Annotated in this window: 14 protein-coding genes; 3 read left to right on the plus strand and 11 right to left on the minus strand. The window is 62.2% G+C overall.

The features are described 5' to 3' along the window. Positions 1-5: 5 nt before the first annotated feature. Positions 6-680: a ubiquinone/menaquinone biosynthesis methyltransferase gene (locus KF712_02385; GenBank protein ID MBX3739812.1), complete on the minus strand. Its 675-nt coding sequence runs from the start codon at positions 678-680 to the stop codon at positions 6-8. 46 nt (positions 681-726) lie between these two features. After that, complete coding sequence (locus KF712_02390; GenBank protein ID MBX3739813.1) at positions 727-1806, minus strand: hypothetical protein; 1080 nt, start codon at positions 1804-1806, stop codon at positions 727-729. A gap of 110 nt (positions 1807-1916) precedes the next feature. Between KF712_02390 and KF712_02395 the strand changes: the two genes are divergently transcribed. Continuing rightward, the gene (locus tag KF712_02395) at positions 1917-2996 is read left to right on the plus strand and encodes a pyruvate dehydrogenase (acetyl-transferring) E1 component subunit alpha (GenBank protein MBX3739814.1); all 1080 of its coding nucleotides are present in this window, start codon (positions 1917-1919) and stop codon (positions 2994-2996) included. 3 nt (positions 2997-2999) lie between these two features. On the opposite strand, the gene KF712_02400 is transcribed toward KF712_02395, so the two are convergent. Then, positions 3000-3752 (minus strand): class I SAM-dependent methyltransferase, encoded by a 753-nt coding sequence (locus KF712_02400; protein MBX3739815.1) that lies wholly within the window; start codon positions 3750-3752, stop codon positions 3000-3002. 339 nt (positions 3753-4091) lie between these two features. Here KF712_02400 and KF712_02405 point away from each other — a divergent pair, with 339 nt between their 5' ends. After that, positions 4092-4412, plus strand: a complete 321-nt coding sequence (locus tag KF712_02405; protein MBX3739816.1) for a hypothetical protein — start codon at positions 4092-4094, stop codon at positions 4410-4412. Beyond that, a complete protein-coding gene (locus KF712_02410) occupies positions 4409-5386 on the plus strand; it encodes an FAD-binding oxidoreductase (GenBank protein ID MBX3739817.1) in 978 nt (325 codons plus the stop codon). The genes KF712_02405 and KF712_02410 overlap by 4 nt, the downstream gene beginning before the upstream one ends. A gap of 254 nt (positions 5387-5640) precedes the next feature. Here KF712_02410 and KF712_02415 read toward each other — a convergent pair whose 3' ends face one another. From KF712_02415 to KF712_02450, 8 genes are all read right to left on the minus strand, one after another. Further along, complete coding sequence (locus KF712_02415; GenBank protein ID MBX3739818.1) at positions 5641-6873, minus strand: polysaccharide pyruvyl transferase family protein; 1233 nt, start codon at positions 6871-6873, stop codon at positions 5641-5643. Positions 6874-7175: 302 nt separating this feature from the next. Then, positions 7176-8474, minus strand: a complete 1299-nt coding sequence (gene clpX / locus KF712_02420) for an ATP-dependent Clp protease ATP-binding subunit ClpX (protein MBX3739819.1) — start codon at positions 8472-8474, stop codon at positions 7176-7178. A 107-nt stretch (positions 8475-8581) separates the two neighbouring features. After that, positions 8582-9238, minus strand: a complete 657-nt coding sequence (locus tag KF712_02425) for an ATP-dependent Clp protease proteolytic subunit (GenBank protein ID MBX3739820.1) — start codon at positions 9236-9238, stop codon at positions 8582-8584. Positions 9239-9254: 16 nt separating this feature from the next. After that, positions 9255-10583, minus strand: a complete 1329-nt coding sequence (gene tig / locus KF712_02430; protein MBX3739821.1) for a trigger factor — start codon at positions 10581-10583, stop codon at positions 9255-9257. Between the two features lie 117 nt (positions 10584-10700). Beyond that, the gene (locus KF712_02435; protein ID MBX3739822.1) at positions 10701-11015 is read right to left on the minus strand and encodes a type II toxin-antitoxin system RelE/ParE family toxin; all 315 of its coding nucleotides are present in this window, start codon (positions 11013-11015) and stop codon (positions 10701-10703) included. Continuing rightward, positions 11015-11245, minus strand: a complete 231-nt coding sequence (locus KF712_02440; GenBank protein MBX3739823.1) for a hypothetical protein — start codon at positions 11243-11245, stop codon at positions 11015-11017. The genes KF712_02435 and KF712_02440 overlap by 1 nt, the downstream gene beginning before the upstream one ends. Before the next feature lie 95 nt (positions 11246-11340). Next, a complete protein-coding gene (locus KF712_02445) occupies positions 11341-11976 on the minus strand; it encodes a response regulator transcription factor (GenBank protein ID MBX3739824.1) in 636 nt (211 codons plus the stop codon). Between the two features lie 2 nt (positions 11977-11978). Beyond that, on the minus strand, positions 11979-14072 hold the full coding sequence (locus KF712_02450; protein MBX3739825.1) for a sensor histidine kinase: 2094 nt from the start codon (positions 14070-14072) through the stop codon (positions 11979-11981). Between the last annotated feature and the right edge of the window lie 51 nt (positions 14073-14123).

The following is a 14123-nucleotide window of genomic DNA, read 5'->3' on the forward strand; positions in this document are numbered from 1 at the left end:
TTTTCTTATCCCTTCGTCCCCTCATAGACGGACACCACGCCGAAGGTCAGCGGCGTCGCATCCGTGGCGGTGAAGCCGCAGGTTTCCAGCAGGTCCGTCATCGCCTTGCCTGCGGGGAACTGCTCGATGGAACCGCCCAGGTATTCGTAGGCGTCCTTTTCCCCGGTCAGGGCACCGGCCAGCTTTGGCAGGATTTTGTGGAGATAGAAGCGGTAGGGCCCGCGGAGGATTCCGTCCGGCAGGGAGAAGTCGAGGATCACGAGACGTCCGCCCGGCTTCAGCACGCGGTTCATTTCCCGCAGTGCGGCGGGGTAGTCCGCCATGTTGCGCAGACCGAAGGCGACGGTCACCACATCGAACGCGCGGTCCGGAAACGGCAGGTTGAGCGCGTCCGCGACGACGGTCTTCACCAGTCCGCGCGACTCCGCATGGGCGAGCATCTCCGCGCAGAAGTCGGAGGCGGTGACATCGCAATCCGGGCACGCTTCCTGGATCTCCAGCGCCAGGTCTCCCGTGCCGCTGGCCACATCCAGCAGGTGCCGCGGCTTCCACCTGCGGATGCGTGAGGTGACCACCTTCCTCCACCAGATGTCCATGCCCATGCTGAGGACATGGTTGGTCAGGACATAGCGGTCCGCGATGCGGGCGAAGGCGTCGCGGACATAGGTGGCGTCAGGCATGCGGCATCCTTGCCCCGGACCCGGCGGGAGGCAAGAGCGGCGTGCGTCAGCGTGGCCGCAACGGCGAGTGGGAGAGCTGCCACCGTTCCACCAGATACGCCTCGATCAGATGGCTGTCCGGGATGTCGCGCAGGGAATGTTCCTTTCCATCCCTGGTGATGATGACCGGGAAGCTGCTGGAAACCCGGCGTCCCCGCAGCGGTTCCTCCCTGACTTCCGTGGCGTCCGCCCGGGAAACGTCAATGGATTTCCACAGCCCTCCGCGCACTTCCAGCCGGGTGGGTGTCACCAGCACATGATGGCGCGCGCAGCGGATCATGGCGTGCGCGGAAAGCACCAGCACCACCCCACAGAGCAGCACGTGCAGCGGATTCCGGAAATCCCGCCCCTTCCGTGCCGCCGCGAGGCTGGCCAGCGCCGCGACGCTGAACAATCCCGGCCATACATAGGAAACCGGCATCAGTTGGATCGAAAGATTCTCCCCCTCTTCCACCGAATAGTGCTCTCCGCCCGGTCCGACCGTGAGATAGGCGATGAGAAATGCCGCCACCCAGGGAAAGGCCCGCCAGCCAGTCCAGAAACGCAGCCAGTTCTTCACCGCGTTCCAGATGCTCCGCCATGACAGCGGATGCTCCCACCAACCCTTGCGCGCGCCGTGCAGCACCCCGTAGGTGATCGCCAGCACGATGAACGGGCTCTCGTCGTCATCGATCTTTCCTGTCAGCAGTCGGATCCCCGCCAGCAGCGGGATGAGCGTGAAGGCGATGCCCAGCAGCGACCATCCCGTGAGGACGCCCCATTTGTCCGGCAGGATCTTCAGCAACCGCAGTGTGCCCCAGCCATAGATCCATCCGGACGCCACGCCGACCAGCGACCCCACCGCGGCTCCTTCCGCATCCTCCAGCAGGTAGCCCAGGAGTCCTCCGCCGAGCGCTCCGGCCACCGTCATGGAGAGGATCCATGTCCTTCCATCGTGTCGGGACAGAAACCATGCGGCCGGAAAGGCGCATGCCAGCACCGCCGTGGAGGGCAGCACGCTGACGGCAAACGAGGTGAAGAACAGCGCGACCGCGACAAGCGCGAACAGGAATGCGAACATCCTGCGGCCGGAGTTCTCTGTTTGCATCACCCTTCAGTAAGGAGGGCGGACACTCTTGTCCACCACGTTGCGACGGCTCAACAGGACAAGTTGATTTCCATTGAAACAGACATGCCTTCCGGCGGATGGTGCATGCCATGGATGCGGAGGACCATCATCTCTGGCAAGCCGCGACCGCGGAGTGCAACCTCGCACTCACCGCCGCGGAAAAGCTGCGCATCCTGACGGACTTGGTGCGCGCGCGTGTCTTCGAGCAGCATGCGATGAAGTATTATAATGCCGGAAAGATGGCAGGCTTCCTCGATCTGATGATCGGCCAGGAGGGTGGGGCGGCAGCGGTGCGCTCGATGCTGCAACCACAGGATCACACCATCGGCGGCGTGCGGGGGCTTGGCTTCGCCGTGATGCGTGGCCTGACCATGAGGGAGTGCCTCGCGGAACTGATGGGAAAACAGACCGGCTCCTGCAAGGGGAAGGGCGGCATGTTTTCCTTCTGCTCCCCGGCGCATCATCATTGGGGGATCCATGGTGTCGCCGCCGCCCAGACACCGCTGGCCGCCGGTTTTGCATTCGCCATGAAATACCGGAACCAAGCGGGTGTCGCTGTTTGCTTTCTGGGAGACGGCGCGATGAATCAGGGAGTCTTCCATGAGACGCTCAACCTCGCCGCGCTATTCTCTCTGCCTGTCATCTATGTGGTGGAGAACAACGGATTCTCGATGTTCACCTCCGTGAAGCGTTCCTCCGCCTTCAAGGACCACCTCGGTCGCCGGGCGGAGATGTATGACATGGAGTGGGATCATTGTGCCGGGCACGACATCTATGCGATCCGGTCCGCGCTGGATTCCGCGATGCGCAGGGCCAGGGAGGATCAGCGGCCCACTCTGCTGGAGATATCAACTTATCGGTATTTTGGAGCGACGATTGCGGATGCGATGAGTCACCGCTACCGGACGAAAGAGGAAATCGATTGGCACAAGGAGCACCGGGATACCGTGAATCTCTGGCTCCGTCGGCTCATCGCGGAGGGCATCGCCACGGAAGCGATGCACGAGGAGATCCGCGCGGCGGCGAAAAAGGAAGCGGCGGAGGCCGTGGAATGGGCCGACGCCCAACCCCCGCCGGAGATTTCCGACATCAGCGGGGATGTCTATTGGGAGACGGATCACCGGACTGTTGCCTCAGGAATCGGCCGGCACTTTTTCAACGATGGATGAGGCTCACTCCGCCTTCACCGCCCGGTAGCAGGCGAAGACGCTGTTCCGGTGGAGGATGTCCCATGACTGGAAACCACAGCGCTCCAGCAACGAAATCTGGTAGGGCAGGGAACGCGGGGAGTCCTCCTTGTCGATGTAACCGAATACCTTGTCCCGGTAGTCCGCGCCGCCCAGCGACTCCAGATACTCGCCATAGCGCCGCCACATCACCTCCTGCACCGCAGGTTCATCAAAGGTGACCAGATCGGAGACATACAGCCTGCCACCGGGTTTCAGCCAACGGTGGATCGCCCGAAAGACAGCCTCCCAGTCCGCATCCTCCCTCAGATGATGGAGCACCGCCGCCGCGGTGATGCAATCGAACGATCCCTCCGGGAAATCGAGAACCCTCAGATCGCAGTGGTGGATCTCCACGGACACGCACCCGGTGACGGCCACCCGTTCCCGGGCGCGCTCCAGCATCGGCAGGCTGAGATCGGCCAGATCACAGTGGAGCGAACCCACCTCCTGGATGAGCTTCAGTGTCAGGTTGCCCGCCCCGCATCCCAGGTCCAGCACCCGGTCCCCGCTCCGCAGGTGGGACTTCGCCACCGCGCCGATGAGATCCAGCACCAGTGGCGCGTCGATGGTCGCCTGCTGGCCGGTCTCCAGTTGGCTGAACCGCTCGACATCGTGGTCGAACCGGTCGCGGATTTCCCCGACGGTGGATTTCCCGGAAAGAGGGGTGGCCATGGCGGGATGGTGGAGCGTGGCCATCCCCCCGGCAATCCCGGTCCCGGGGAAAGCCGCGGATTTCTTTCCTGTATCCCCTCATTTCGGAAGTTCGATCCGAAATTTGAAAAGGTTACCACAATCGGAGTGCAGCGGAGATGGGCGAACCAGCGTCTGAATACTGAGCCAAATTGCACTGATTTACCGATTCAGAATCCGCCAATGTAACGGAAGAATATCTTTTCCTCCCTTTCTTCAAATCAGTGAATCAGTGCAATCAGTGGTAATCCAACGGCTTTCCTCCTGCATCGCCTGAAATGAGATGGCTCTGAATTTCCTCCGCTTGGGGCTTGGAAATCCCGCGGGGGCGGTCTAGACGGAGCGATGGAAGAGCCGACACGGGATCACGGGACCCAACCACTGGACGCGCTGATGGAGCGCTGGAAGATCACCAATCATGAGATGGTGGAGGCGTCTCCGGAACAACTGAACCACAAGCAGGTCCAGAAGGCGCGCAAAGGACGGCAGCTCACTCTGGCGATGAAGATGAAGGTCGCGCGTGCCCTTAACATCGCCATCTGGACCCGTCTGAAGAAGGAGGAGAAGGAGGTCTATTTCGAATACCTCCACAAGCACCTCTTCAACTATACCAAGGGGTATGATGCGGACTGGGTGGACCCCAACGAAGCGCTGATGCCGAAGTGAGCGGAGGCCCGGTCATCGTCGGACAAGGGCTGGCGGGCACCTGTGTGGCCTGGCATCTGTGGTGGCGCGGCGAACCGTTTTCCCTGCTCGATCGGGAGCAGGGTGGAGCATCGCGGGTGGCCGCCGGGCTGGTGAACCCGGTGACCGGGAAAAATTTCGAACCGAGCTGGCGGATCGCGGAGTTCCTGCCGGACGCGCTGGATTTCTACGCGCGGGTGGAGCGGGAGCTGGGTGTCACGCTGTGGCATCCCATGACCGTGCTGCGGCTGGCGGCGTCGGAGAAGGAATGGGCGAAAATTTCCTCAAAGCTCACGGAGGAAAAGGTGAAGCCGTGGGTGGGTGGTGTGGTGGATGCGCCGGACGGCTGGGTGGGCGCGGTGGAGGTGACAGGCGGTGGCCGGGTGGACACGCGGCTTTTCACGGATGCCTCGCGCGGGTTTTTCCGCGAGCGGGGGATCTACCGGAAGGGGGATGGAGCCACAGAGAGCACGAATGTTTTCTGTGAGGGGGCCGCAGGTCTGATCTCCGGAAAGTATGGTCCTTCCCGCTGTGCAAAGGGGGAGATCCTCACCGTGCGGGCGGATGGCTGGGATGAATCCCGCATCCGCGTCGGCGGCGGTGGTTGGATGGTGCCGTTGGGAGCAGGAAAATTCCGTGCCGGTGCGACCTATGAATGGGATGATCTGGATGAAGTACCCACGGAGAAGGGCAGGGAGTTCGTGGAAAAGATCGTCTGCCGTTTGGGCGGAGAGAATTTCGAAGTGGTGGACCACGTGGCGGGCATCCGCCCCATCCTCCGCCGCAGCGAGCCGCTGATCGGTCCGCTAGGGGATGGGAACTGGATGTTCAACGGCCTTGGCTCGAAGGGTTCCCTCTACGCCCCGGCCGTGGCGGATCGCCTGGTGAAGTGGATGCTCGATGGCGTGCCATGTGAAGCCGACCTCAGCTATCCGGAGTTCCGGACGGACGGTTGAGGATCTTCTGCGGCACTTGCGGGGGATTTACGGCTCTGAACGCGGTTGGGAATAACCTGTGAATAATTGTGAATAATTCTACAATAGGTTAATAAATTAATGAGTTATAGGGTGATGTGAATAACTTGTGAATAGCCGTGAATAACTCATTTGGCTGAATCTCCGTGCCGCCCGTTACTGGCAAAAAAAAGAGGAGCATGGGATCGGAATCACTTCCGCACCTCATGCTCCCGTTGGATGAAAAGCTTTGAAAATCAGCCCTCCAGCTCCGCGCGCAGGACATCCATCATCCGCTTCATCCTGTCGTCCGCCACGGCCTTCGCTTGCAGGGCCTTCGCCTTTGCGGTGGTTTGGTCCTTGGCGATGGCCAGCACGGCGGGGGTGAGGCCCTTCTCCGCTTCATCGAAGTCGTGGTCGAACAGCCATTCGGAGCGGCCGATGTCCTTCCACATGAAGCCCTTTGAAGTCTGCTCCTTGTAGCGGCAGACGATGGCGGGAATGCCGTGGCCGATGCACATGATGGGGCTGTGCTGCTCGTTGCCGAAAAGCCCAGCGCTGCGGTTGTAAACGCTCTGCGCAAAGTCGGTGAGCCAGTAGTCCTGCCTCCAGACGACCTTCTTCTTCACGCTCTCCGGGAGCTTGTCGTAGATCATCTCCTTGTTGAGCTTCATCTGGCTGGCGTCTTCCGGGCAGAGCAGCATCTTCATGTCCGTCTGCTCCACCACGGCGATGACGGCGTTGCGGAGGGGGGAGATGTCGTGCTCCTTCATCTCCTCGTTGCGGGCATGTTTCTTCTCGTCGAACTTGGTGCCCTTCTTGATCTCCCAGTAGGGGGTGTTCCGCAGCTTGGGGATGCAGCACATGAACTTGCCTTCCTCCAGGCCCACTTCCTTGAGCCATGCGGAGGCCGCTTCATCGTTCACCAAGTCACAGGCGAAGGTGGCGTCCGGGCCGAATTCCATGATCGGGCAGATCGCGCCTTTGCTCTTCGCCAAGGCCAGGGAAACGGAGTCACGGAAGAAGGCGAACTTCGCGCCGTTGATGACCTGCAGGCCTTCCTCGGAGAAGCTCCAGGTGACGCCGCCGATGCCGTAGGGCTTGCCGGTTTTTTCCTTCCACTCGATGAGGTGCTTCTGGCCGACGATGCCTGGTCCGGAGCCGTGGAGGAGGAAGTCGTGCGTCTTGAACGCCTCTTCCTTCTCCGCGGCGGTCTTGCCCATGATCTTCAGCTTGGGGAAGCGCTTCATGAGCATCTCCGCCACGCCGTTGTCCACGCTGCTGGGCCACAGGGTGACATCATACTCCGGCAGGTGCTTCTCCAGCAGGTGAAGCATGCCCGGAGTGTGGGCAATGTCGCCGATGTTCACCGTCTGCCAGGAGGAACGGAGCAGGATCTTTTTCTTGGGCTTTGTTTCCTGGGCACTGAGTACGGCGGGAAGCGCGGCTGCGGTGGCGAGGGTGGTCTTGAGGAAATGACGGCGTTGCATGAAGGGAAGGTTACGTTGGATTTTGTGGGAGTTTTTCCGTTCCTGTGGTTTTGGGGAAGTGAAATTTCCAGTAAGGAGGAGGGACACTCTTGTCCCTCGGCGGCATTGGCGATGCGGGCAAAGGGTGGATCTGTCCTGGAATGCCTTTGCCATGGGCTCCGGTTGCAGCCGGTGGACAGGAATGGGGCCGAAGCGGACATGGCGGCTCTGCCGCAATGTCCACCCTCCTTACGGGGGTGCCGCATCGCCCCTATTCCCGATCCAGCCGCGGGAAATGCGGCGGATCATCTGGATCCGCGGGATCACGCCGCATCCTCGTCCGCATCGGAGGCGTCGGCCCGGCGCTTGCGGATGAGGGGGGAGCGCTCGCCCAGCACGACCGGGCGGTTGATGGTGACGGCCTCGATGTCCCCGCGGGAGGGAACGTCGAACATCACGTCGAGCATCATCTTCTCGAAGATCGAGCGCAGGGCGCGGGCACCGGTGCCACGGCGGACGGCTTCTTCGGCCAGTGCGCGCAGGGCATCCCGGGTCACGCGGAGTTTCACCCCATTCATGGCCAGTTGCTTGGCATATTGCTTCACCAGCGCGTTCTTCGGCTCGGTGAGGATGTTCACAAGTTCGTCCTCCGTCAGCTTGCGCAGCGAGGAAATGACGGGAAGCCGACCGATGAACTCCGGAATGAGGCCGAAATGCAGGAGATCCTCCGGCTGGACCTTCTCAAGGATGTTGGGGGCGTTGTCGTCCAGATCCGCCTGGGAAAGGTCTGAATGGAAGCCGAGCGTGTTCTTGCCGAGGCGGCGGCGGACCATGTCCTCCAGTCCGACAAAGGCACCGCCGCAGATGAAGAGGATCTTCTCCGTATTCACCTGGATGTATTCCTGCTGCGGGTGCTTGCGGCCACCTTGCGGGGGGACGTTGCAGGTCGTTCCTTCGAGGATTTTCAGAAGCGCTTGCTGGACACCTTCCCCGGACACGTCGCGGGTGATGGAGACATTCTCGGTCTTGCGGCCGATCTTGTCGATCTCATCGACGTAGATGATGCCGCGCTCTGCTTTCGCCACATCGAAATCCGCCGCCTGCAGCAGCCGGAGGATGATGTTCTCCACGTCCTCGCCGACGTAGCCGGCTTCGGTGAGCGTGGTCGCATCCACGATGCAGAAAGGGACATCCAGCACGCGGGCGAGCGTACGGGCGAGCAGCGTCTTGCCGGAACCCGTCGGGCCGAGGAGCAGGATGTTCGATTTCTCGATTTCCACGCCCTGGAACTCGTCATCGAGCTTCGCTTGGTCCTGGCGGAGGCGCTGGTAGTGATTATAGACGGCGACCGCGAGAACTTTCTTGGCGCTTTCCTGGCCGATCACGAACTCATTGAGATGGTCGCGGAGGACGGCGGGAGAGGGGATCTTGAATCCGGATTTGTCCGCAGGGGCCGAGCCTCCTTTTGTGGCGACGCCACCCAGTTCCTTTTCGAGGATGTTCGAGCAGACGTCGATGCACTCGTTGCAGATATAAACTCCCGGCCCCGCGATCAGCTTTTTTACCTCTGAGTGGCTCTTTCCGCAGAAAGAACACATCGTGAGATTGGAAGCGCGTGCCATATGGGGGAATCTACAGGATTTACGGGATTAGGCAAGACGGGGGGCGGGGTTGCCCACCGGAGAGACAAAAGCGGCGGCGGCATGGAGCCATCGCCGCTTTTTTGGAATCAGCTTTCCTTCGGCGGCTCGGCGAGCGCGGCCACGGCGTCCGGAAGCTGCTTGCGGCTTTCCAGAACCTTGTCCACCAGGCCGTAGGCCACGGATTCTTCGGCGGTCATGTAGTTGTCGCGCTCGGAATCCTTCTTCAGTTGCTCAAGTGTCTTGCCGGTGTGCTTGGCGAGGATGCCGTGCAGCCGGTTGTTGAGGTTGATCATGAAGCCGAAGGTCCGCTCCACGTCGAGGGCGGTGCCCTGCGCGCCACCGGAAACCTGGTGGATCATGACGTGGGAGTTCGGCAGGCAGAACCGCTTGCCCTTGGTGCCGGCTGTGAGCAGGACGGAACCCATCGATGCGGCGATGCCGATGCAATAGGTGTTCACGTCGCAGGTCAGGAACTGCATCGTGTCATACATCGCCAGACCTGCGGTGACGGAGCCACCGGGGGAGTTGATGTAGATGTGGATGTCCTTCTTCGGATCCTGCATCTGCAGGAAAAGGAGCTGCGCGATCACCGAGTTCGCCACACCATCGTCGATCGGTGTGCCGATGAAGATGATGCGGTCCTTGAGCAGGCGGGAATAAATGTCGAAGGAGCGCTCCCCGCGGCCATCCGACTCGATGACTATCGGGACGTAATAGTTCGAGGGAGCGTGACCGGACGACATATCTGGCGATTTGAAATTAGGCATCGAGTTTGGCTTCTGTTGATTCCTCAACGGTGGCGTGCTCGACGAGGAAGTCAATGGCCTTGCCGATGACCATGGAGGAACGGACGTTCGGGATGCGGCCGGAGCGCTGGAGATCCTTGATGAACTTCTTCGGGGCGACCTTCCGCTGGTTGGCGATGACCACCAGGTGGTTCACCAGCTCCTGGTCGTTGACCTGGATGCCTTCGGCGCGGGCGATTTCCTGGAGGATGAAGTTCGTGCGGAGGTTGGAGACGGCCTGGTTGCCGGCGGAGGCGAAAATTTCCTCCTGCTGGGACTGGATTTCCTCCTCGGTCATGCCGGACTGGATGCCCTGGTTCACCATGGCGTTCGCCTGGCTCTGGGTTTCCTGGGCGATGAGTTCGTCCGGAAGCTCGAAGTTCACCTGCTCGTTGAAGTAGGAAACGATCTGGTTGACCTTCAGGTCGCTGATCTTGCGGGCGCGCTCACCTTCCATGTTCTCACGGATGATGCCCTTGATGTCTTCCATCGTCTTGCCGGGGGCCAGCTTGGCGGCCAGTTCGTCATCCAGCTCCGGGAGGACGGCTTCCTTCAGTTCCTTGACGGTCACCTGGAACACCAGTTCCTTGTTCTGGACGGCGGCGACGGGGAAATCTTCCGGCAGCGTGACCTTGATTTCCTTGGAGTCGCCCACGTTGAGGCCCACCAGTTGCAGCGGGAAGCCGGGGAGGAACGCTTTTTCGTCCACTTTCACCCAGAAGCCCTCGCGGCCGCTGAGGTAACCGGCCTGCTTGCCGATGAACTCATCGGTCGGCTGGCCGTCCACGGTGGAGGTGTAGTCGATGACGGCGAAGTCACCTTCCTGGATGGCGCGGCCCTCGATGTCCTTGAAATCGGCGAAACGCTCGCGGAGCGCCTGGAGCTGGGTGTCCACTTCCTCATCCGGCACGGCGGTCGGGGGGACGGTCACCTTGATGCCCTTGTATTCCGGAAGGGTCACATCCGGGGCGAGGGTCAGCCTGGACTCGAAGGAAACGGAGCCGTCGGCATTGGTGGTGAGGTTCTCCGGCACGCCGAAGTCGAGCACCTTCAGTTGCTCCTGCTTGAGGGCTTCATCATAGGCCTCGTTGACGAGGGCTCCATTGAGTTCCTCGGTGATCTCACGGGCGAAGCGCTTTTCCACGACGGCGCGTGGGGCCTTGCCGGGGCGGAAACCGGGAAGGCGGGCCTGGCTGGCGTATCCGCGGACGATCTGTTCGCGTTTGCCGCTGACTTTCTCCGATGGGATTTCGACACGGAGGGTGGCGGTGCACTTGGGCTGCTTCTCGACAACGATGTTCATGGTAAAATGAGCCGGGCTTGGGCCGGGACGGCGAAACTAGTGGGGCGGGGGGTGAAATGTCAAACGGGGTGTTTGCCCAGTTTTCGCCCGGATCAGATCCGTCGGTACCCCTGATGCCTACTCCGGATGACCCATCTGGCGGAGCCGCCCCCGCCAGTAGCCGGGCTGGCGGCCATGGTGGGCGACAGCATAGACCGTGATGGAATCCTCACCGGGGGAATGCAGGAAAAAGATGTGATAAGGGAAGCGGGGCAACCGGAACATGCGGATATCCGCCTCCAGGGCCTGGAAGCGTCCCGGGTCGCTGGAAATGACCGCGATGGCTGCTTCAACCGCCTGGACGAACTCCTCACCCAATCCGAAGCGTTGCTGGGAATAGAGGGCGGCCTCGCGGTACTCGATCAGAGCCGCGGATTCGAAAAAGACCTTCATCACGCGTCGCGCAGGGCTTCGCGAATCTGGCGGTGAACCTCTGCGTCAGGGATCAGCGCGGAACGCCCTTCCCGGACGTTTTCCATGCGACCGAGGACAACGGACGTTTGGTCCCTCATGAATTCGGCGGAAGGGGGGGTGCGTTCCAAAATGGCCTCCACCAACTCGGTGCGTGACTCACTGGGTAGCAAAAGCGCCTCTTGAACCAGATGTTCGACGGTGAGAGCCATGAGAAAGGCTACCGCAGTTGCGGGGGGCGAGCAAGCTTGAAGCCTTGGGTTGGGAACTCAAGGAATGTGCGCCAGCCTCCGGTCAGTTGAAGTCGTCACCGCCGGTCCAGAATCCCCCTGCGCTGGGCTTCGGCGATGGCTTCCACCCGGGCGGTGACGCCCAGCTTGCCATAGATCCTCCGCAGGTGCTGCTTCGCACCGTCCTCGCTGAATCCCAGCAAGTCGGCGATCTCCTTGTTGCGGAGGCCCTTGGCGACCAGGTCGAGGACTTCCACTTCCCTCCGGGAAAGCTCCGGCAGTTTCGCCCGCTCCGCGACCAGATGGGCGACATTGGCGGGCATCCAGCGGTCTCCCCGGTGGACGGCATGGATCGCCTCGGCCAGCACGGGCAGCTCCGCTTCCTTCAGCAGGTAGCCGCGGGCACCGGCCTTGAAGGCGAGGTGGACATCCTCCTCCCGCCCGAAGCTGGTGAGGATGATCACCCGGGCCTCCGGAAATTCGGCGAGGAGTTCCTTCATCGCGCCGATGCCGTCGAGCTTAGGCATCTGGAGATCCATCAGCACCACGTCCGGACGGTGTTCCCGGTAAAGGTCCAGCACCGCCTTTCCATCGCGGGCGCTGGCGACCACCTGGAACTCCTTCCTCAGCTTGAGCAGCGCCGTCAGTCCCATGATGACGATGTAGTGGTCATCGGCGATGAGCAGGCGGATGCGTGACGGATCGGCTTTCATGGTCATGCGGCGTCACAGGGAACCTGTGCGGTGAGGATGGTGCCCTTTTCCGAGCTGGTGATGTCAAGGCTGCCGCCCAGCCGGATCAACCGCTCGGAAAGGGAACTCAGCCCGAAATGCCCCTGGTCCGGACCGGGGGCGGTGGAGGGGTCGAAACCGCGGCCATCATCGGCAACGGACAGCCGCATCTGGCCGTCCGCCGCTTCCATCCGCACATGGATGTGGCGCGGCTGGCCATGGTGCAGCGCGTTGTTGATCGCCTCCTGCCCCACCCGGAACAAGTGGGTGCGCATCCGTTCCGGCAGCGGATCGATCCCACCGTCGGCCTCCTCCACCGTGACCTCGCAGACGCCGGATTGGTTGATCTCTTCCGCGATTTTCCGCAGGGCGGAGGGCAGATCCCGGTCCTCCATCACGCTGGGGTTCAGATCCCACACCGCCCGCCGTAGGTCCTCGCGGCTGCGCGCGAGCAGGCGCTTGGCGAGCGTGAAATGGCCCGTGGTTCCGGACTCCCCGGCGGACAGCGCCCCGGCCACTTCCAGTTGCATCGCCGCGCCGGAAAGCGATTGGGAGAGGGTGTCATGGAGATCGGAGGCGAGGCGGCTGCGTTCCGCCGCCAGCAGTTCCGCGTCATGGCGGGAGCGGATTTCCTGGAGCAGCAGCTCGCTCCGCCTGCTGACCTGCCTCCTCAAAGCCAGCGACCAGAGGATGGAAATTCCCAGGATGACGAACAGCGTGGCCAGCACCATCAGCAGACGCCCGGTGGTCCACCATGGTCCGGCGTGGATGATCCGGATGGCGTCCGCATCCGGCAGCAGCAGCTCGAAGCTGTTGGGAACGGAGCGGGAGCGGACCGGTTGCTCCGTGAACAGCATCCGGCACACACCATGGAGCCGCACGCGCGCCCCAGCCTCCAGATCAAGCGGCAGCGGCTCCGACACCGGCAGGATGGCCTGGAACTCCCGGCCGTCATCCGCCTCCATGATCAACAGGTGCAGTTTGTCCTCCCGCATCATCTGGCGGAAAGTGCCGTCGATCCGCAGCAACCGGCCGTCCAGATCCAGTGACTTCGCTTCACCGAGCAGCCGCCCCGGGGTGATCTCCAGCGGCGTGATGGAGTTCTCCGCCGTGGCCGGGGATTCATCGATCACCACGGCGTCCTCCATCACCACGCGGCTGTCCCGGCGGGTGGGGAAGCCCGCGATGTCCACCTCCTCGCCGGGGCGCAGCCCCAGATCCTCCCCGGTGGTGAGAAACATGGAACCTTCCGCATTTTCCACCACCACCTGGGTGTCCGGCCACGCCAGCGTCACCACTCCCTTGATCCGTTCCCGGCTGGCCTTCAGGTCATCGATGGTCAGTTGGAAAATTTCCGGCAGCGACCGCACGGGCAGGTCTTCCAGCCCGGATGCCGCCGCCCGGTCGATCCGGATGGAGGAGGGATCCGTGACGACGATAAAGGTGCCGAACGGCTGGTATTTCAACGTCCGCCACGAACGGCAGACACCCCGGACTGTCACCGCGGTATCGGGCCGCAGCTTCTCCTGGATCCCCTCGTCGAAGTGCGAGACCCAGATGGTCAGCCGCCGGTCCTGCGGTCCCAGGCCGAGGATCAGCCTCACCGGCTGGAGGCTGGCATCCGTATGGACGGTGCGGATGACTCCGGAAAGTTCGACATACTGGCAATCCTTCGAGCCGTCCGCGAGATCCGCCGCATCCACCTTCACCGGGGCAGGGAGGCCGACCATTTCCCCGGGGGTGATCCGGTCGGCGAGGATCCGCATGGAGGTGTTCGACGGATCGATCCGCCCCGCCACTTCCACCATCTGTCCCTCGGCGATGGGGCCGACCTCTTTCCCGAAGATGATCGCCAGCGCGCCGGTCGCATCCTGCAGGATGAAATCGGGGTAGTTTTCGCCGCGGACCGACACGGCGACACCGCGGACGATGACCGCCGGATGCTCCGGCACCATCTGCTTCGGGATGGCCCGCAGCTCGGCGATGGTTGCCGGTGTCTGTGCCTGCGCTCCCGTGAAGAGAGCGGAGAGCACCATGCCGATCAGGGCGGGATGAAAGATGGATCGGCACTTCGGCATGGGGATGATTACGCGGACGCGGGCTCAAATTCATCTACACCTCCGTGTACT

The organism is Akkermansiaceae bacterium, from assembly GCA_019634595.1.
Taxonomy (GTDB): Bacteria; Verrucomicrobiota; Verrucomicrobiia; order Verrucomicrobiales; family Akkermansiaceae; genus Luteolibacter.